We start from the raw sequence: 19,873 nt of genomic DNA, 5'->3' as shown, positions 1-19,873 counted from the left end.
TGATATATTGAAACATATTTCCTTTAAAGCGTTGAAGGGAGAAAGGATTTTGATATGAGATATTTAACTTCAGGGGAATCACATGGTCCAAAACTAATTACCATTATAGAAGGTCTGCCTGCTGGTATGCCATTGACAGCAGAGGACATCAATGAACAGCTTGCAAGAAGACAAAAAGGGCACGGAAGAGGCAGACGGATGCAGATAGAGACAGATACTGCAGAAATCGGCGGCGGAATTCGCCACGGTCTAACATTAGGATCGCCAGTGTCACTTATTGTGGAAAACAACGACTGGAAGCACTGGACAAAAGTCATGGGTCAAGGGCCTATTGATGATGAGGAATCTAGTGAAATTAAACGTAAAATCTCTCGTCCGAGACCAGGGCATGCAGATTTAAACGGCGCAATTAAATATGGCCATCGCGATATGCGCAATGTTCTTGAGCGTTCATCTGCAAGAGAAACGACAGTGAGAGTGGCTGCAGGTGCTGCCGCAAAAAAATTATTGTCACTGCTTGGGATTAAGGTTGCCTCCCATGTGTTAGAAATCGGTGGAGTGAAGGCGGAAGTGACAGAATATCCTTCCATTGACAAAATCATTGAAATCACAGAACAATCACCTGTCAGATGCTTAGATCCAGTTGCAGAGAAAAAGATGATGCAGGCAATTGATGATGCGAAGGCGAACGGAGATTCCATCGGCGGAATCGTTGAAGTCATCGCAGAAGGAATGCCTGTGGGTGTTGGCAGCTATGTTCATTATGACAGGAAGCTTGATGCTAAGCTTGCTGGAGCAATCATGAGCATTAATGCATTTAAAGGAGTCGAAATCGGCATCGGCTTTGAGGCGGCAAGTAAGCCTGGAAGTGAAGTCCATGATGAAATCATCTGGGACAGTGAAGCAGGCTATACGCGCAAAACTAATCGTTTAGGCGGTTTTGAAGGCGGTATGACGACAGGAATGCCTGTTATTGTTAAAGGTGTTATGAAGCCTATTCCAACACTTTACAAGCCTTTAAACAGCGTGGATATTGAAACGAAGGAACCATTTGCTGCTAGCATTGAGCGTTCTGACAGCTGTGCAGTTCCTGCTGCAGCTGTGGTTGCTGAAAATGCAGTGGCATGGGAGCTGGCATGTGCTATTGTTGATCAGTTCTATTCTGATCGGTTTGACGGTTTGCTTGAAAATGTCGAAAAGCATCGTCAATATGCGAGGGAATTTTAATGAAAACAGTTCAAGTAAATGCAGGCTCTAAATCGTATCCTGTTTTTATCGGTGCTAACACAGTCTCAAAGCTGAATGCCTTTTTACAGCAGCATTTTCCCAATTGCTCAAAAATACTTATCATAACAGATGAGACAGTTGCAGGATTGCATTTGGCAGCACTTCAAAAGGAGATAACAGCATTTCCTGTTGTCTCCCATATCGTGCCTGCTGGAGAACATGCGAAAACATTTGATGTTTTTTATGGCTGCCACAGCTTTGCTCTTGAAGAAAAGCTAGACAGGAAATCACTGATTATAGCTTTAGGCGGGGGAGCTGTCGGTGATCTTGCCGGTTTTGTCGCTTCATCCTTTATGAGGGGAATTCCGTTTATTCAGGTTCCGACGACCATCCTTGCACATGACAGTGCTGTTGGCGGGAAGGTGGCCATCAACCATCCTCTTGGCAAAAATATGATAGGTGCCTTTTATCAGCCGGAAGCAGTTTTTTATGAAACTAGTTATATCGCAACACTGCCTGTTATCGAGCTGAGATCGGGCTTTGGTGAAGTGATGAAGCATGCTTTAATCAGCAATATGGAGTTTTATGAATCTCTGCTCAACGATATTACGGACCTAGCGGGTGTGCCAGAAGAACAATGGGCCGTACTTTTGGAAAAAGGGATTTTAGTGAAAAGCGATGTCGTGGCACAGGACGAAAAGGAAGCAAATGTCCGTGCGTACCTTAATTTTGGTCATACTTTAGGTCATGCAATAGAAGCGGAAATGGGATATGGAAATATGTCCCACGGTGAAGCAGTCGTAATTGGCATGCTGTTTGCATTGCGTTTAAGTGAAAAGAAGCTTGGACTGGATTTCGATAGTAGCCGCTTTACACAATGGCTCAAAACTTTAGGTTATGCAACAGAAGTGCCAAGCAGCTTAAGTGTGGATGCCTTGCTTGACCGTATGAAGCAGGACAAAAAATCCGTAAAAGGAACAATTCATTTTGTGTTGCTAAAGAGTATAGGCACACCTGAACTTGTCCAAATGGATGAACAAGAATTAAGAGAAGAACTACATATATTTAAGGGAGAATAAATCATGATTAGAGGAATACGGGGAGCAATCACAGTTGAAGTGGATGAAGAAACAGTGATTCTGGATGCAGCAGAAAAACTTGTGAAGGAAATGATAAGAAAGAATGCGATAATAGCTGATAATGTTGCCTCTGTTTTCGTTTCCGTCACGGACGACTTGACGTCCGCCTTTCCTGCTAAAGTGATTCGTCTTCAAGAGGGCTGGACATATGTGCCGGTAATGTGCATGAAGGAAATTGATGTGCCTAATGCATTGCAAAAGTGTATCCGCATCATGATGCATGTTAATACAGATACCCCACAAAAGGACATCAATCATATCTATTTAGAAAAAGCAATTCAATTAAGACCAGACCTTAAAGAAAAATAAATAAACCATACATTATTAGAGGTGAAAGTTAATGAAATGGAAAGAGCAGCTCCTAAATCTTACAGCATATCAGCCAGGCAGAACAATTGATGAAGTAAAACGAGAATTTAATCTAGAAAAAATAGTAAAGCTGGCATCAAATGAAAATCCTTTTGGCAGCTCGCCGAAAGTAATCGAAAGCCTGAAGGAAGTGGACGGCTCTTTTGCATTATATCCAGATGGATATGCGACAAACCTGCGTAACGCACTTGCTGAATTTCTTCAAGTCTCCCCACAAGAGCTTATACTTGGAAACGGTTCAGATGATCTTATTTTAATGATTTCAAGAGCTTTGCTAAAACCTGGCAGAAATACGGTGATGGCAAGCCACACGTTTGGGCAATACAAGCATAACGCTGTTGTTGACGGCGCTGAAGTCAGAGAAGTTCCGCTTACGGAAAAAGGAGAACATGATCTTCCGGAAATGCTTAAGCAAATGGATGAGAACACAAGTGTTGTTTGGGTTTGCAGTCCTAATAATCCGACAGGAACGTATAATTCAGAATCTTCATTAGTCAGCTTTTTGAAGCAAGTACCAGAGGATGTTCTTGTAGTTTTGGATGAGGCCTATTATGAATATGTTATTGCTGAAGACTATTATGATGCATTGGAGCTTGCTAAACAGTTCAATAACTTAATCGTGCTGCGCACATTCTCCAAAATTTACGGACTTGCAAGCTTCCGAGTAGGTTACGGTGTGGCAAATGCGAATCTAATTCAAACACTTGAGCCTATCAGAGAGCCGTTTAATGTGAATACTTTAGGGCAAATTGCTACACAAGCTGCCATTAAAGACCAGGACTTTGTAACAAACTGCCGCATCAGAAACAGAGAAGGCCTTCAGCAGCTGTATACGTTCTGTGAAGAGCATGGATTGAATTATTATCCTTCCCAAACAAACTTCGTGTTAGTCGATTTTAAAGTCGACGGCAATGAAGTGTTCCAATACTTGATGAGACATGGGTACATCGTCCGTTCTGGAGTACCGCTAGGATTCCCGACTTCTGTCCGCATCACCATTGGTTCGAAGGAAGAGAACGAAGGCTTGATCAATGTGCTTGCCAAGTTCTTGCAAGAGAAAGCAGCAGCCATTTGATTTTAGAAGAAAAGAAGGCGGTGATAGGATGAATGGTCGCGTCTTCGTTATCGGATTGGGACTTATTGGGGGATCACTCGCTCTCTCTATAAAAAATAAATATCCAAATACTGTTATAATTGGTTTTGATATAGCGGAGAAAAACAAAAAGCTTGGCAAAATGCTTGGAGTCATTGATGATTCAGTCGATATGCTAGAAGAAGGAGCTAAGGATGCCGATTTGATTATTATTGCAACCCCTGTTAGGGAAGCGGAAATCATGATGGAGAAATTGGCGCAATTACCTTTGAAAGAGCAGGTCATCGTAACAGATGTAGGAAGCACGAAAGGCAAAATCGTCGAGAAATCTCATCTGTTAAAAGAAAAGGGCATCACTTTTATTGGTGGTCATCCAATGGCCGGCTCTCATAAAAGCGGAGTGTCTGCCTCTAAAGCACTTTTGTTTGAAAATGCGTTTTATTTGTTAACTCCTGAAGATACAACAGATAAGAATGCTGTGCCATTATTGATGGATTGGCTGTCTGGCACAAATGCGAAGTTTCTTGTTGTATCACCAGCAGAACATGATTTATTGACAGGCGTAATCAGCCACCTGCCTCATATCGTGGCAGCTTCTCTTGTTCATCAAGCGGATGCAACCAGCAAGACAAACGAGCTTGTTACAAGGCTTGCTGCTGGAGGATTCAGGGATATAACAAGAATTGCTTCAAGCAGCCCTGCGATGTGGCGGGATATTCTTCTTCATAATAAAGAAGTGCTGCTCGAGCTCCTTGACAGCTGGGTGGTTGAGATGGATAAGGTAAGGCATTTGATTAGGGAAGAGGAATCAAGTGAAATCTTTGATTATTTCCAAAAAGCGAAAAATGTCAGAGATGAGCTGCCGCAAAACCAAAAGGGTGCGATTCCTGCCTTCTATGACTTATATGTAGATGTTCCTGACTATCCAGGGATTATTTCTGAAGTAACAGGGTTTTTGGCTAAGGAAAATATTAGTATCACCAATATTCGTATTGTGGAAACAAGAGAAGAAATATACGGTGTGTTAGTGATAAGCTTCCAGACAGAAGAGGATCGTACAAGGGCGCAGGCTTGTATTGCTGCATATTCCAACTACGAGACCTCTATTGGATAAAGACTTGTATGGATTAAGGTGATAATATGGATCAAAAACAGTTGAAGCGAGCACAAGGGCCGCTTGCAGGGGAAATCGCTATACCGGGAGATAAGTCTATTTCCCATCGCTCTGTTATGTTCGGCTCAATTGCAGAGGGAAAGACGACCGTTACAAATTTCTTAATGGGAGAAGATTGTTTAAGCACAATCGCTTGCTTTAAGAAGCTCGGTGTTAACATTCAGCATGATAATGAGAAAGTAATAATTGAATCTAATGGGCTTGCAGGTCTTAAGGAGCCTAACGAACTGCTTGATGTAGGGAATTCCGGCACGACAATCCGATTGATGTCGGGAATTCTTGCAGGAAGAGATTTTCACAGCACATTGGCAGGAGACAGCTCCATCGCCAAACGTCCGATGACCAGAGTGGTCAACCCTCTTAAAGAGATGGGTGCAAAAATCGATGGAAGAAGCAACGGAGAGTTCACGCCTCTTTCCATTCGCGGACAAAAACTAAAGGCAATCTCTTATAAACTTCCTGTGGCTAGTGCTCAGGTGAAGTCCTCTATTTTGTTTGCAGGTTTACAGGCAGAAGGTACAACAACAGTTGTGGAGCCAGTGTCAACGAGAGATCATACGGAAAGAATGATCAAAGCATTCGGCGGGGATATTCGTGTAGATGGACAAAATATTCAGGTTACAGGCGGTCAAAAGCTTGTGGCAGCAGATATCCACGTGCCTGGTGATATCTCTTCTGCAGCATTCTTCCTTGTCGCTGCAAGCATTGTTCCAGGCAGCTCTGTTACATTAAAAAATGTCGGCTTAAATCCGACAAGAACGGGAATTATCGATGTTCTTGAAAAAATGGGAGCAAGAGTTACAATTATTGACTCTAAGGATGAGTTTGAACCATCCGGTGACCTTCAAGTGGAGGCTTCTTCTTTAAAGGGTACAACAGTTGAAGGCGATATTATCCCTAGATTGATTGATGAAATCCCAATTATTGCTTTGCTGGCAACGCAAGCAGAAGGAACAACTGTCATTAAAGATGCAGAAGAACTGAAAGTGAAGGAAACGAACCGCATTGATACGGTTGTCCATGAATTAAAAAAACTTGGTGCTGATATTGAAGCGACAGAAGATGGCATGATTATCCGCGGAGGTGCTACTCTTAAAGGTGCTGCAGTTGACAGCCACGGCGACCATCGAATCGGCATGATGCTTGCTGTTGCATCATTAGTAACAGAAGGGGATATTATCCTTGAAAACGCCGAGGCAATTTCCGTTTCATATCCATCATTCTTCGAACATATGGAGAGCTTGACAGTTTAAGCTGTGAAAATAAGGAAGAAAAAAGAGGTGTCTAAAAAACACCTCTTTTTTCTATGGTAAAAACATTAGTCATAAAATCTCCAAAATTATCATAGCTTGTCTTAAAAAGCTTGGTGGTGGGTATATGGCATATATCATTGAAAATATAAGTATTTTAAAAAAACAGTCACTAAAAAAGACTTCCATGCTCATTCAAGACAATCGGATTGATGCATTGAAGGAGCGCTTCGCAAAGGAGCGCAGCATAAGAATGGACGGAAATTCGTATATTATGACACCAACACCTATTGTATACGATAACGATGTGACAAAACTGAAGCCGAGTGAGCAAAAGGAGCATATTCAAGCTATGATAAAAAGGGGCTGCACAATGGTCCTGACAGCATGTGATGTCAGAAAGGAACGAGAGCTATCGGCCGAACTAAAAAAGACAAAGAATATGCTGTTGAATTGTGCCGTCGATTATGTTATATGTATTAAAATCCCCCTCAAAATCCTAACAGCAAGTCTGATCAGATCTTGTAAAAAAGAAAAAATTCCAGCTGTTATCGTGGAAATTAATCAAGCTGAAGATTTATATAAAGTTCCTTGGGGTTGGATAAAAGAGGCAGCTTTCCCGTTTAATTGTCCGCTGATCCCCCAATTTTTAATGGAAGACGAAGAGGAGCGGACAAAAGCGCAAACAGCATGGTCAATCATCATGCGAGATGCCAATATTTCTTCTCTTAAGAAAGAATTAATGGAAAATGATATTATCTCCTATGAGGCACTTATCAAGATAGGAATTTATCCGTTTAAAGGCAATATTTATCAAGGGGGAGAAGTTACCTATAATCTTTATGAAAAAAGCCGCTCAATCATAAATATTGATGAAAAGGAATTATACCATTATCATTATAATAAGATACTTGTCACCTACCATAAAGGTGTATGCGTTCGAGCTGGTGAAAAAGTGTTCTACCATCCTGGATTTGGAGATCAGATGGAAATAAAAGTACCTTCCTTCTTTAGCACAGGAGGAGTTTAGAAAGGATACAAAATGGAACGAGTAAACGAAATACTGACGTTATTAGAAAATGGTCAACAAGCTAAAGCTTTATCATATTATGAAGAGATACTCAGCCAAGGTTCAAATGAAGAAAGATTCGTACTAGGGGAGGAGTTGTTTCAGCTCGGCTTCCTTGATGAGGCAAAAGCTTTATTTAAGATGCTGCTGGAAGCTTATCCAGAAGAAGGCGAACTATTAGTATTACTCGCTGAAACTGAAATGGAAATTGGCAATGAGGAAGAGGCTATTTCACAGCTGGAAAAAATCAATCCTGAAGATGCAAGTTACCCGCAAAGCCTTCTGCTGTTAGCAGATCTCTACCAAATGGACGGGCTGTATGAAGTAAGTGAACAAAAGCTGCTTCAAGCGAAAAAAATCCTTCCTAATGAGGTAATTATTGATTTCGCTTTAGGGGAGCTATACTCTGAACAAGGCCGAATTGCAGACGCCATTAAGGCCTATCAAACAGTTGTACCAGAGCAAACAACAGTCGGTGGAGTTAATGTTAATGGAAGAATTGCCGACAATATGAGCGCAGGCGGCGCATTTGAAGAAGCGATTAATTATTATGAGCTTGCCCTTGAAGAAAAGATTGAAATTAACACACTGTTTAACTTAGCGCTGACAGCATTGCAGGCAGGACAGCTTACAATTGCTATTAACCGATTTGAAGAAGTAAAAACATTAGATCCTGATTTCCATTCCTTGTATTTATATTTAGCTAGAAGCTACGAACAAGAGGAAATGCTTCAAGAAGCATTTGAGACGGTTCAAGATGGTGTTAAGCATGATGAGTTTAATAAGGAGCTTTATCTGCTTGGAGGAAAGCTTTCACTAAAGCTAGGGGACGAAGCGAACGCTGAGAAGTATTTCAGAGAAGCCTTGGCAATTGACCCTGAATTCACCGAAAGCGTGCTGCTCTTAAATAAGCTGTTTTTAACGCAAGACCGTTTTGGGGATATTATCGAGCTGGTAGAGCTTATGGATTCTCAAGATATAGAGGAGCCTCAGCTGTTATGGGATGGGGCAAAGGCATTGCAAGGAATAGAAAATTATTCAGAGGCATTAAACAAATACCAAGAAGCATATACTTTCTTTAAAGAACTCCCAGACTTTTTATATGATTATGGTTATTTTCTTTTGGAAGAAGGAAAAAGACAGGAAGCTGCAGAAGTGTTTAGTAGCCTATTAGAAAAAGACCCGAGCAATGAAGAGTTTATCGAAATCGTTCAACGCTTAACAAGCGGCGAGTAATTAAGCCTTTATTCGCTGGAATTTAGGATCAAGGTGTTAAAACTAAAAACTTGGTTGCAAGCAGAGGAGGGAAACAAACATGAAAACCCCTGTATCTGTCAACGAAAAAAAAGACTTCATTCGTTGGTTTTTGAATCACTATCAATTGAAAAGAAGAGAATGCGTATGGATTTTGAATTATTTGATGAGTCATGATCAGCTTATGGAAAAAGTGCATTTCGTCGAAAATGCCGAGAAATGCCCTAGGGGCTTGGTGATGTCAACGCATTGTGTTGATGAAGTTCCGTTTCGCTTTTATAAGGAAAATGTCATGACGACAGATGCGGAAAAATCCTTTCACGATATTCGCTTAAACAGAGATGAAGACATCTATATCCAACTGAATTTTTATGCTTCCAATAAGGCGCATCAGTATGCGGCTGTGCTTGTAGAAAATCCTTTCATGCCTAAGAATTTGGAAATCAGTGAGAAGGACCGTTATATTGCTGAGCAATTCCTTGTTACCAGCATCGAAAAATTCCAAAAGGAAAAGCTGCTGGAACTGATTGATGAGGCTCTCGATAACGGAGATGAGCGTGCATTCCGCGAGCTGACAGATCGCCTGAAGCAATTGCAAAGTACTGAATAATAGTGTTTAAAGCGGTATGACTAGTCATACCGCTTTTTTGTTTTGTCGTGAAAAAATTAGAGATAGAATTCCGAATTATGCTATTATAAAGGGAAATGAAAAATCTTGAAAGAGGTGGCTGCCTAACATGAAATGGGTACAGCTTATATTAGGAAATCGGTCGTTTATTTGGCTGCTCCTCATCGTTAACACACTTGGGACAATCTATGGCTATTATTGGTATAGGTTTCAGTTGGCGGAGACGCCCAAGATCTTCTTATTATTTGTGCCGGACAGTCCGACTGCCAGCCTGTTTTTTATGTTTGTTTTAATAGCGTTTTTACTAAGGAAGAACACCCCATTGTTTGAAGCTTTAGCGCTTCTAACACTGTTTAAATACGGAATATGGGCGGTTGTGATGAATCTCCTTGTATATGCCAAAACAGGCCAATTAGAGATTGAATCCATGATGCTGATTGTTTCGCACGGAGCAATGGCTGTCCAAGGATTATTGTATTTACCGTATTATCGGATTAAATGGCAGCATGCAGCCATTGCGGCGGTATGGACATTGCATAATGATGTTATTGACTATGTATTTTCGATGATGCCGAATTACAGTATTCTTGATCAGTCGATGGACAAAATTGGTTATTTTACTTTTTGGCTTAGTATCGTCAGTATTGGCATCTGTTTTTATGCTGCCAAAAGGAAAACGACGCTTTCCATTCTTTAGTGTACATAGTTTTAAATTTATAGTCTAACCTTGTCCTTCCTGACATACATTTCTAATAGTATATCGGGGAGGGACAAGTATGATGAAGGCTAAATTGGTTGTATTATTAATATTATTAATCCTGCTTACGCCTATTTCTATATCTGTATATGCAGACCAAGATTCGCCTATAGACGAGTTAGATACATTATCAGATGAAGCACTGCAATTGGTTAAGTCAGAAAGATATGACGATGCAAAAAAAATTCTTGATTATTTTTCCAATCAATTCAGCATCGTAAGACAGAAAGAGCGTACCTTTACGATGGATGAACTGCAAATTTTGACCGGAGCTCGTGATGAAGCGGTTGAGGCAATTACTAGCCCTTCTGCAGATACGAATGAACGGATTAACTCGGCAATCAAGTTCAGGCTTGCAGTTGATGCTGTTTCGTCAGGGCAAGAGCCATTATGGACACAAATGGAAGAACAGGTGATGGCTTCTTACCGGGATATGAAAGATGCTGCTGTCACTAACGATAAGCAGGAATATGAAGCGAAACTGAACTCGTTTTTAACATTGTATCAAATCATTAATCCAAGCTTGAAGCTTGATGTGACAACAGCACAATTTCAAAAATTAAATACGATGGTCGATTATATCGATACATACCGCTTGCAAATTTTTACAAAAGGTGAAACAAAGCAATTGGACGAGTTGGAATCAGAGCTTGAGGATGTTTTTAACCAGGTATATGAAGATGAGGCAGATCCATCTTTATGGTGGGTAATAATTTCAACTGGAAGCATCATTATCCTTACATTATCCTATGTAGGATGGAGAAAATATTTAGGAGACAAGGAAGAAAAGCGAAGAAGGCACAAACGGCCTTAATAATTGACTTGCGAGATTTCCCTGCTTACAATTTATAATATACTAACGAAGAATAGGGGGAAAAAGCATGTTTATTGTGTATTTTATAATCATTCTCATCATTCCTCTATGGGCACAAATGAGAGTAAGAGGATCTTACAAAAAGTATTCAAAAGTGGCATCTTCCTCCATGATGACAGGAAGAGAAGTGGCGCGCAGAATACTGGATTCTAATGGATTATATGATGTATCTGTAGAAGAAACGAGAGGGATGCTGTCAGATCACTATGACCCTCGATCAAAGGTTGTTCGTCTCTCCACTGATAACTACCACGGGTCTTCAGTTGCAGCTGCTGCAATTGCAGCACATGAGGTCGGCCATGCTATTCAGGATCAGCAAGCGTACGCTTTCTTACGTTTTCGTCATGCATTAGTACCAGTTGCTAATATAGGGAGCAATTTTTCGTGGATCTTGATTTTGATTGGTTTTATCCTTGGAGCAAGCAATTTTGTACTATTGGGCATTGTTTTTATGGCAGCAGCAGTATTGTTTCAATTCGTAACACTTCCAGTTGAGTTCAATGCATCAAGCCGTGCTATGGATGAAGTGGTTGCATTAGGAATCATCCGCAATGATGAGGAAAGAGAAACGAAAAAGGTGTTGAACGCTGCCGCCTTAACATATGTTGCAGCCGCGGCCGTTGCAGTCCTTGAACTGCTGAGACTTATCATGATATATACAGGTATGCAGCGCAACGATTAGTCTATGGACTTTATTTCCATAGACTTTTTTTATTTCCGAAGAAATATTCTGAAAGTTTCTTAAAGATTATTTCCATAATCGAAAGATAGTTGTATAATAAATCTGATTTTCCTTAATCACTAACAGAGAGAAGGGTTATATTGCAGGCTGAAAGAGCAATACATAATACTCAACCAATAACTGTATACAGAATCCTTTTTGCCATCAGTTTAGGTCACTTCATCAATGATTGCATGCAATCGGTTGTGCCGGCCTTATTTCCGATTATAGGACCGACTATGAATTTGAATTATACAGAAATAGGCTGGATTGCGTTTACGCTTAATATTACATCCTCTATCATGCAGCCAGTTTTTGGAGTGCTGGCAGATAAAAAGCCAATTCCTTATTTTTTGCCAATTGCTATGTTTTCAAGCATGCTCGGAATGCTTGGTCTAGCACTAGCACCTAATTTTATCAGTGTGCTTCTGTCTGTCTTGTTCATTGGCTTTGGGTCTGCTATTTTTCACCCTGAAGGCTCTAGAGTTGCGTACATGGCAGCAGGGAATAAAAGAGGGCTGGCACAATCTATTTACCAAGTCGGCGGGAATGGCGGCCAGTCTCTCGCTCCGTTATTTACAGCATTCATTTTTATTGGCACAGGCCAATTTGGTACAATCTGGTTTACACTGTTAGCTGCATTGGGCATGCTTGTTTTGTTCTTTGTATCAAATTGGTATAAGCAAGAGCTTGTCGTTCAGGTGCCGGCAGTCAAGAAAAAAACAGCTAAAACAGAAAAAAGTGGCTGGAACAAGGAAGTTATTGTGGCAATCTGTTTATTGATCTTTTTAGTTTTTGCCAGATCTTGGTATGGTGCAGGCATTAATAACTTTTTTCATTTTTATATGATAGAAAAATTCGATAGCACAATTAAACACGCCCAAATATATGTCTTCTTGTTTATGGCTGCAGGGGTAGCTGGTACATTTTTTGGCGGACCACTCGCAGACCGGTTCGGCAAACGAACAGTCCTGTTATTTTCTCTAATTGGTTCAGCTCCATTTGCATTGCTGCTGCCATATGTTCCTCAATGGTGTATAGCTCCGCTGCTGGTTATTATTGGCTTTATTCTGCAATCAAGCTTCAGTGTTACAGTTGTCTATGCCCAAGAGCTTTTGCCTGGTATGATTGGCCTTGTGTCAGGACTGATTGTCGGTCTGGCATTTGGGATGGGAGCATTAGGAGCGGTTATTTTCGGTGTGATTGGTGATGTATACAGCCTTCAAACAATTATGGTGTTTTGCAGTATGCTGCCGTTACTAGGAGTACTTACATACTTGCTCCCGAGCGATGCACGCATAAAAGAAATCCACCAAAGACCATAAAAAAAGAGGGGAGCTTTCCCCCTCTTTTAATGTTCAATCGGCTTTTTATATTCATCTAAAGTAAAGCCTTCTCCCAATACATCATGAACAACAGTTACTGATACGAAGGCATGGGGGTCAACGCTTGTAATAATGGCCTTTAGCGGCACAATTTCTGTCTTAGCAACAACACAGTAAAGAACTTCTTTATCTTGTTTAGTGAATGAACCGTGTCCTTTTAAGACAGTAACACCGCGGTCCATTTCCTTTAAGATTTTATCTGCTATCTCTGGATTTTTGTCTGAGATGATGATGGCCCCCCTTGCGGCATAAGCACCTTCCTGCATAAAGTCGATTAGCCTAGTTCCTACGAAGACAGCAACAAGGGTATACATGGCTTCTCTGTAAGTTAAGTATGTTAGCAAGGATAATGTGATAACACAGGCATCAAACAAAAACATCGTTTTGCCGATACTCCAGTGAAAATATTTATTAACAAGTCTTGCGATAATATCGACTCCGCCAGTTGTGCCGCCGAAACGAAAGATAATGCCAAGCCCAATACCGATGAAGGTTCCTGCAAACAAAGCAGCAAGTGTTAAGTCCTCTTTAAGTGGTATATGGAGCTCGATTTGGGGCAGCTGGAAGAACCAAAAAAATACAGACACGCTTACCGTGCCAATAATGGTATAGATAAGGACATTGCGCCCGAGCAGTTTCCAGCCAAGAAAAAAGAGCGGTACATTTAGAATCAGGTTTGTTATCGAAGGGTCCCAGTTAAATCTTGCAAATAACAAAAGGGTGATACCTGTGAATCCGCCCTCTGCCAAGTTATTCTGCATGTTGAAATGGACAATTCCAAAAGAAAATATAGCTGATCCGAGCACAATGAAGAAAATATTTTTGAGCTTTAACGTCTTAAACATTTTTTCGCCTGCTTTCTATGTATAGCTGTCATCATTTAACCTTAGTATGAACCAATTATATTGAAGCCTATCCATTATATCGAATCGGTCTTGTATGAGCAATCTTCATTACGGAAAAACCAGCTCTGACGGGCGACGTCCTTTTTCCGAAAAATAATAATCAAAAACATTTGTAAAAAAAGAAAATGTTAGCTAACATGAAGGGGAATAGGCAGAATAATGCAGTTTTTAGAGGTGAATAGATTTGAAAACAATGCAAGAGCTTCAAAAAGAAGTGGATGAATACATCGGACAGTTTAAGGAAGGCTACTTCAGTCCGCTGGCGATGCTTGCCAGACTGACAGAAGAGCTGGGAGAACTGGCTCGCGAAATTAATCATTATTACGGAGAAAAGCCAAAAAAGGCTTCGGAAAATGAAAAGGAAATTGCCGACGAACTGGGAGACATGCTCTTTGTTCTTATCTGTTTAGCAAACAGTTTGAACATTGATTTGGAAGATTCCCATAATAAAGTTATGCATAAATTTAACACAAGGGATAAAGATCGCTGGACAAGAAAGGACGAAAGCGAAACATAAGCAGTAAAATTGCTAACCAAAAAAACATGCAATAATACATATGAATGCAATAAAAAGGAGCGTATTAGACAGTGGAAAAAGTAAAAATTGTAATCGCAGGACCAAGAGGGAGAATGGGAAAGGAAGCAGTTTATCTGACAGGACGTACTGATCACTTTGAACTTGTCGGCGTTTTGGATCATAAGCATGAGGGGAAAAGATTAAGTGAACTTGATGATTTCAACTCTCCTTCCTATGATGTACCGATATATACAGATGTTGAAAAATGTTTGCAGGACGTCAAACCGGATGTGTTAATTGATTTAACAACACCTGAATTCGGAATGTTCCATGCCAAAACAGCGCTTCAATACGGCGTAAGACCAGTTGTAGGGACAACAGGCTTTACAAGTGAGAATTTGAAAGAGCTTGAGGCATTATGTGAAGAGATGGACAGGGGCTGCATCATTGCGCCTAATTTTGCGTTGGGTGCCGTATTGATGATGAAATTCTCTAAGCTTGCTGCTAAGTATTTCGATGATGTGGAAATCATGGAATTGCATCATGACCGCAAGCTGGATGCACCAAGTGGCACGGCAGTTAAAACAGCAGAACTGATTGCAGAAGTAAGAAAGCCGAAAAAACAAGGACATCCAGAAGAGAAGGAAACAATCCCTGGGGCAAGAGGAGCAGACTTTGACGGCATGAGAATTCATTCCATTAGGCTGCCAGGCTTGATCGCCCATCAGCAGGTTATGTTTGGAGCAGAGGGAGAGACGCTGACTTTGAAGCATGATTCATACAATCGCACCTCCTTTATGTCTGGTGTGAGATTTGCCGTTGATGAAGTGTTAAAGGCTAATGTTTTAATATATGGATTAGAAAATATTATGGAGTAGAGGTGTAATTAATGAATATCGCATTAATAGCTCATGATAAGAAGAAAGATGATATGATTCGCTTTGTTGTAGCTTATAAAAAGATTTTTGAGAAGCATTCCCTGTTCGCAACAGGCACTACTGGTTCAAAGATACAAGAAGCAACAGGCTTGGAAGTACATCGCTTTTGTTCAGGGCCATTAGGAGGAGACCAGGAAATCGGTGCTTATATCGCCAATAATAAGATGGATATGGTATTCTTCTTCCGCGATCCATTGACTGCACAGCCCCATGAGCCTGATGTAACAGCGCTTCTTCGTCTTTGTGATGTTTATTCTGTCCCGTTGGCAACCAATATGGGTACAGGAGAAGTACTGATCAGAGGCTTAGAGCAGGGGGATATAGATTGGAGAAATATTGTACATGGAAATACAGACAAAATTACAGACATTTAGCACAGACGAAATTGATATATTAGCAATAGGCGCCCATGCTGACGATGTGGAAATCGGCATGGGTGCTACCATTGCCAAATATGCTCAAATGGGCAAAAAAATAATCATCTGTGACTTAACAAGCAGTGAATTATCATCAAATGGTACGGTTGAAACAAGAAAGGCAGAAGCACTTGCTGCAGGAAAGGTCCTTGGCATACATGGCCGGTTTACCCTTTCGTTAAAGGACAGAAGCCTTTGGAATGTGGATGAGAATATGGAAGCAATCGTGGAGCTGATCAGGCTTGTGAAACCAAAAATCGTCTTTGCTCCGTACTGGGAGGATAGACATCCTGATCATGGCAATTGTTCAAAATTAGTGGAAGAGGCTGTTTTTTCTGCCGGCATCCGAAATTACAAAGTGAAGGGTACAGAGCCGCATAAGACAAGTAATGTTTATTTCTATATGATTAACGGTTTTCATAAACCGGACTTTGTAACAGACGTAAGCGACTTTATGGAAGTAAAAAAACAAAGCTTGAACTGCTATGCAAGCCAATTTACAAAATCTGCAGGAAGTGTGGATACACCTCTTGTCAACGGATACATAGAAACTGTGGAAGCAAGAGAGCGCCTTTTTGGTAAAGAAGTCGGGCTGAAGTTTGCTGAAGGGTTCAAGACGAAGAAGCCTTTATTAATACATAATGATTTGTTGGGTGGTACGGTATGAAAAAGCTGAAAATAGGAATAACATGTTACCCGACTGTCGGGGGATCTGGTGTAATAGCTACAGAGCTTGGAAAGATGCTTGCAGAAAAAGGACATGAAATACACTTTATTTCATCAAGCATGCCCTTCCGTTTAAATAAAATGTACCATAATATATTTTTTCATCAAGTAGAAGTAAGTCAATATTCCGTTTTCCAATATCCGCCATACGATATTGCATTAAGCAGCAAAATGGCAGAAGTGATAAACCGGGAAAAGCTGGATCTTCTTCACGTCCATTATGCTATACCTCACGCCGTATGCGCCATTTTGGCAAAGCAAATGAGTGGAAGAGATGTTAAAATTGTCACAACTTTGCATGGTACAGATATAACCGTTTTAGGCTATGATTCTTCTTTAGCTGACAGCATTCGCTTTGGCATTGAAAAATCCGATGTCGTCACAGCAGTATCTCAGTCGCTTGTAAGTCAGACATATGATCTGATTAATCCTAAAAAAGACATAAAAACAGTCTATAACTTCATAGATGAGCGTGTGTACCGCAAGATTGATTCCACTCATCTGAAGAAGGAGTTTGCGATTAGTCCTGATGATAAGGTTATCATTCATGTGTCGAATTTCCGGGCAGTAAAACGAGTAACTGATGTTGTGAAAGCTTTTAAAGGGATTTCAGATAAAACGTCTGCAACCTTGCTGTTAGTTGGAGATGGTCCTGAGATGGCAAATGTATGCAAGCTTGTTGATGAGCTTGGCATAAAAGCTAAAGTCCGGCTTTTAGGGAAGCAGGAAAACCTGGAAGAGCTGTATAGTATCAGTGATTTAATGCTCTTGTTATCAGAAAAAGAAAGCTTTGGGCTAGTTGCTCTCGAAGCGATGGCTTGCGGTGTTCCATGTGTCGGCACGAATATCGGTGGCATCCCTGAAGTAATTGTCGATGGGGAAACAGGTCTAATCTGTGAGCTTGGCAATATAGCAGAAATTGCCGAAAAGTCTGTAGCCCTTCTTCTTGATCAGAAAAGGCATCAGCAGTTTGCTGCCAATTCTGTCGCAAGAGTGATGGATCATTTCCGTGGAGAAACAATTGTTAGCCAGTATGAGAAAATCTATGAAGATTTAATTTTAACTGGAGAATACATATGAACCAACCGTTTGCAGCTGCAATTCCAATTATTGAAGAAATAGAGGCAGCAGGCTTTGCTGCCTATTTTGTAGGAGGCGCAGTAAGGGATTATTTGCTGAATAAGCCGATTCATGATGTTGATATTGCGACTTCTGCTACGCCGGAGGAAGTTAAGTCAATTTTTAAAGCAACAGTAGATATTGGCATCGAGCATGGAACCGTTATGGTGCTTTACAATAACGAGACTTATGAAGTGACAACATTTCGGACAGAAAGTGAATATGAAGACTTCAGAAGACCGAAAGACGTGGCCTTTGTCCGTAATCTTCGTGATGATTTACAAAGACGTGATTTTACGATGAACAGCTTGGCGATGGATAAACAAGGCCATATCATAGACTATTTTGACGGGAAAACCGATTTGGCTAACAAACGTATCGTAACGGTAGGGTCTGCAAATGAGCGGTTTGCTGAAGATGCCCTGCGGATGATGCGGGCAGTTCGATTTGTCAGCACCCTTGGATTTCAGTTAGAGGAGCAGACTCGTTTATCAGTCGAGGTCAACAGACAGCTGCTTGAAAAGATTGCCGTAGAAAGAATTACAGCGGAGTTTGAAAAATTACTGCTTGGCGAAGCAAGAAACGAAGCGCTTAAGCTTATGATGGAGACAAAGCTGTATGAGCATCTGCCTATGCTTAAATCCTATAAGGATGGTTTAAGCTTGCTGTCTGCACTTTCCGTTTGGGATTTGGACATCAATGAGATGTGGTCTCTCCTGCTAATAACGTGCGAAATCTCACATCAGGAGGCAGACAGGTTCCTGCGCAAATGGAAGCTGCCAGTCAAGCGTATTAAAACAGTTCAAGCTATCATAAAAAGTGTGATAGAGAGACAAGAAAATCACCAGTGGACAAGCATGAATCTTTATATTTTCGGCTTAAATATTGCTGTAAGTGGAGAAAAGGTGTTTAGTGTGCTTACCGGCAAAACCGAGGATGTAATTGGTGTACAAGATGCTTACAGCAAGCTTTCGATTAAAAGCAGGGAAGAACTGCAAATCGGCGGCCGCGACCTGATGGAATGGAGCGGAAAGCCTCCTGGTCCTTGGATGAAAGACACGATTGCCAATGTGGAAACCGCTGTTGTGGAAAATAGACTGGCTAATGAAAGTAAGGCAATAAAGGAGTGGCTTAAGCAGTGCGAAATGATTTAAGAACAAAGCTCTTGCAAGCCTTCGCAGATAGGCCTGATGAATATTTATCAGGTCAAGAGCTAGCCGAAGTTCTGGGCTGTTCGCGGACAGCTATCTGGAAGCATATTGAAGAGCTCCGAAAGGATGGCTTTGTATTGGAAGCTATTCGTAAAAAAGGCTATCGAATTTTAGAAGTACCTCATAAAATAATACCAGATGAGATCAGGTTTGGTTTGGAAACAAAGCAGCTTGGAAGAAATATTCATTATGAAGAATCAGTGGATTCAACACAAAGAATTGCCCAAAGGCTGGCATATGATGGTGCAGAAGAAGGGACGATTGTTATTGCGGAAGAGCAGCTGGGCGGCAGAGGAAGGTTTGAACGCTCCTGGCACTCTCCTAAATATAAAGGAATTTGGATGAGCATCATCTTAAGACCGAAAGTTCCAATTATGCAAACACCACAGCTGACCCTGCTTATGGCTGTTGCTGCCGTGAAGGGGATTGAACAGGCAACTGGCTGTGAGCCAGGGATAAAATGGCCGAACGATTTGCTGATTAATGGAAAAAAAGTGAGTGGTATACTGACAGAATTACAGGCGGACAGTGACCGCATCCATTCCTTAATTATCGGAATAGGCATTAATGTAAATTTGGAGGCAGCAGATTATCCGGAGGACCTTTTAGAAACAGCGACTTCCTTGTTTATTGAAACGGGTAAGGAATGGGACAGGGCCACAATTGTCCAAAGTATTTTGCTGGAGCTTGAAAGATTGTATGCTCTCTATTTGGAAAACGGATTTTATCCAATTAAACTTCTCTGGGAAAGCTATGCAGTCAGTATCGGGAAGCGAGTGAAAGCAACAACCTTGAACGGTACTTTAGAAGGAATCGCCAAAGGAATAACAGATCAAGGCGTTCTGCTCCTTGAAGATGATGAAGGCAAAGTTCATACCATATATTCAGCCGATATCTTAATTGAATCATAAACTTTTTTGTAGTAAGACATATAAGAGGTCTGCTATAATGCTATTGCTGGGCAGTATCTATTTGAACTGCACCTAAAAGGTAAGTAATTGTAGTACATTTAAATGATGTATCTGCCTAGATCCAACAAAGAGGACAAGGACAGAGGGATAAAAAAACAAACTAGTAAACGTATCCTTCTATATTTGTATA

Annotated in this window: 21 protein-coding genes; 20 read left to right on the top strand and 1 reads right to left on the bottom strand. The window is 40.9% G+C overall.

Annotated features, from left to right (window positions below; all coding sequences use genetic code 11):
* The first annotated feature begins 54 nt into the window (after positions 1–54).
* The 13 genes from aroC (at position 55) to MKX82_RS12585 (ending at position 12,880) form a co-directional block, all read left to right on the top strand.
* The gene (gene aroC / locus MKX82_RS12645; RefSeq protein WP_233313358.1) at positions 55–1,227 is read left to right on the top strand and encodes a chorismate synthase; all 1,173 of its coding nucleotides are present in this window, start codon (positions 55–57) and stop codon (positions 1,225–1,227) included.
* A complete protein-coding gene (gene aroB, locus MKX82_RS12640) occupies positions 1,227–2,306 on the top strand; it encodes a 3-dehydroquinate synthase (protein WP_341077574.1) in 1,080 nt (359 codons plus the stop codon). The genes aroC and aroB overlap by 1 nt, the downstream gene beginning before the upstream one ends.
* Before the next feature lie 3 nt (positions 2,307–2,309).
* Complete coding sequence (gene aroH, locus MKX82_RS12635; RefSeq protein ID WP_233313360.1) at positions 2,310–2,675, top strand: chorismate mutase; 366 nt, start codon at positions 2,310–2,312, stop codon at positions 2,673–2,675.
* Between the two features lie 31 nt (positions 2,676–2,706).
* Positions 2,707–3,810 carry a histidinol-phosphate transaminase gene (hisC, locus tag MKX82_RS12630; RefSeq protein ID WP_237941659.1) on the top strand — a complete coding sequence of 368 codons (1,104 nt, stop codon included), beginning with the start codon at positions 2,707–2,709 and terminating at the stop codon, positions 3,808–3,810.
* A 28-nt stretch (positions 3,811–3,838) separates the two neighbouring features.
* Positions 3,839–4,942, top strand: coding sequence for a prephenate dehydrogenase (locus MKX82_RS12625; RefSeq protein WP_341079533.1), 1,104 nt, complete (start codon positions 3,839–3,841; stop codon positions 4,940–4,942).
* Positions 4,943–4,968: 26 nt separating this feature from the next.
* On the top strand, positions 4,969–6,255 hold the full coding sequence (aroA, locus tag MKX82_RS12620; protein ID WP_233313363.1) for a 3-phosphoshikimate 1-carboxyvinyltransferase: 1,287 nt from the start codon (positions 4,969–4,971) through the stop codon (positions 6,253–6,255).
* 124 nt (positions 6,256–6,379) lie between these two features.
* Positions 6,380–7,282 (top strand): hypothetical protein, encoded by a 903-nt coding sequence (locus tag MKX82_RS12615; RefSeq protein WP_237941658.1) that lies wholly within the window; start codon positions 6,380–6,382, stop codon positions 7,280–7,282.
* 12 nt (positions 7,283–7,294) lie between these two features.
* Positions 7,295–8,557, top strand: coding sequence for a tetratricopeptide repeat protein (locus MKX82_RS12610; protein ID WP_233313365.1), 1,263 nt, complete (start codon positions 7,295–7,297; stop codon positions 8,555–8,557).
* A gap of 79 nt (positions 8,558–8,636) precedes the next feature.
* Positions 8,637–9,185 carry a ReoY family proteolytic degradation factor gene (locus MKX82_RS12605; RefSeq protein WP_233313366.1) on the top strand — a complete coding sequence of 183 codons (549 nt, stop codon included), beginning with the start codon at positions 8,637–8,639 and terminating at the stop codon, positions 9,183–9,185.
* Positions 9,186–9,312: 127 nt separating this feature from the next.
* Positions 9,313–9,900, top strand: a complete 588-nt coding sequence (locus tag MKX82_RS12600; RefSeq protein ID WP_233313367.1) for a DUF1405 domain-containing protein — start codon at positions 9,313–9,315, stop codon at positions 9,898–9,900.
* Between the two features lie 79 nt (positions 9,901–9,979).
* Positions 9,980–10,774 carry a sporulation protein YpjB gene (ypjB, locus tag MKX82_RS12595; RefSeq protein ID WP_233313368.1) on the top strand — a complete coding sequence of 265 codons (795 nt, stop codon included), beginning with the start codon at positions 9,980–9,982 and terminating at the stop codon, positions 10,772–10,774.
* Between the two features lie 67 nt (positions 10,775–10,841).
* Positions 10,842–11,516, top strand: coding sequence for a zinc metallopeptidase (locus MKX82_RS12590; RefSeq protein ID WP_233313369.1), 675 nt, complete (start codon positions 10,842–10,844; stop codon positions 11,514–11,516).
* 140 nt (positions 11,517–11,656) lie between these two features.
* Positions 11,657–12,880, top strand: a complete 1,224-nt coding sequence (locus MKX82_RS12585) for an MFS transporter (protein WP_341077567.1) — start codon at positions 11,657–11,659, stop codon at positions 12,878–12,880.
* Positions 12,881–12,906: 26 nt separating this feature from the next.
* Here MKX82_RS12585 and MKX82_RS12580 read toward each other — a convergent pair whose 3' ends face one another.
* On the bottom strand, positions 12,907–13,785 hold the full coding sequence (locus tag MKX82_RS12580; RefSeq protein WP_233313372.1) for a YitT family protein: 879 nt from the start codon (positions 13,783–13,785) through the stop codon (positions 12,907–12,909).
* Positions 13,786–14,038: 253 nt separating this feature from the next.
* Here MKX82_RS12580 and MKX82_RS12575 point away from each other — a divergent pair, with 253 nt between their 5' ends.
* The 7 genes from MKX82_RS12575 to MKX82_RS12545 all read left to right on the top strand — a co-directional run bounded on the left by MKX82_RS12575 (position 14,039) and on the right by MKX82_RS12545 (position 19,683).
* Positions 14,039–14,362 (top strand): nucleotide pyrophosphohydrolase, encoded by a 324-nt coding sequence (locus MKX82_RS12575; RefSeq protein ID WP_233314721.1) that lies wholly within the window; start codon positions 14,039–14,041, stop codon positions 14,360–14,362.
* 71 nt (positions 14,363–14,433) lie between these two features.
* Positions 14,434–15,240: a 4-hydroxy-tetrahydrodipicolinate reductase gene (gene dapB, locus MKX82_RS12570; protein WP_233313373.1), complete on the top strand. Its 807-nt coding sequence runs from the start codon at positions 14,434–14,436 to the stop codon at positions 15,238–15,240.
* A gap of 11 nt (positions 15,241–15,251) precedes the next feature.
* Entirely contained in the window at positions 15,252–15,674 is a 423-nt protein-coding gene (mgsA, locus tag MKX82_RS12565; RefSeq protein ID WP_251646275.1) for a methylglyoxal synthase, read from the top strand.
* On the top strand, positions 15,643–16,383 hold the full coding sequence (bshB1, locus tag MKX82_RS12560; RefSeq protein ID WP_341077561.1) for a bacillithiol biosynthesis deacetylase BshB1: 741 nt from the start codon (positions 15,643–15,645) through the stop codon (positions 16,381–16,383). The genes mgsA and bshB1 overlap by 32 nt, the downstream gene beginning before the upstream one ends.
* Complete coding sequence (gene bshA / locus MKX82_RS12555) at positions 16,380–17,522, top strand: N-acetyl-alpha-D-glucosaminyl L-malate synthase BshA (protein ID WP_341077558.1); 1,143 nt, start codon at positions 16,380–16,382, stop codon at positions 17,520–17,522. Before bshB1 ends, bshA begins: the two co-directional genes overlap by 4 nt.
* Positions 17,519–18,715 (top strand): CCA tRNA nucleotidyltransferase, encoded by a 1,197-nt coding sequence (locus tag MKX82_RS12550; protein ID WP_341077557.1) that lies wholly within the window; start codon positions 17,519–17,521, stop codon positions 18,713–18,715. Before bshA ends, MKX82_RS12550 begins: the two co-directional genes overlap by 4 nt.
* Entirely contained in the window at positions 18,700–19,683 is a 984-nt protein-coding gene (locus tag MKX82_RS12545; protein WP_341077555.1) for a biotin--[acetyl-CoA-carboxylase] ligase, read from the top strand. The genes MKX82_RS12550 and MKX82_RS12545 overlap by 16 nt, the downstream gene beginning before the upstream one ends.
* The last annotated feature ends 190 nt before the right edge of the window (positions 19,684–19,873 follow it).

The sequence above is a fragment of the Niallia sp. FSL R7-0271 genome (assembly GCF_038005785.1).
Lineage (GTDB): Bacteria > Bacillota > Bacilli > Bacillales > Cytobacillaceae > Niallia.
The sequence above is the reverse complement of the archived record's forward strand: the minus strand, read 5'-3'. Positions and strand labels throughout refer to the sequence as shown.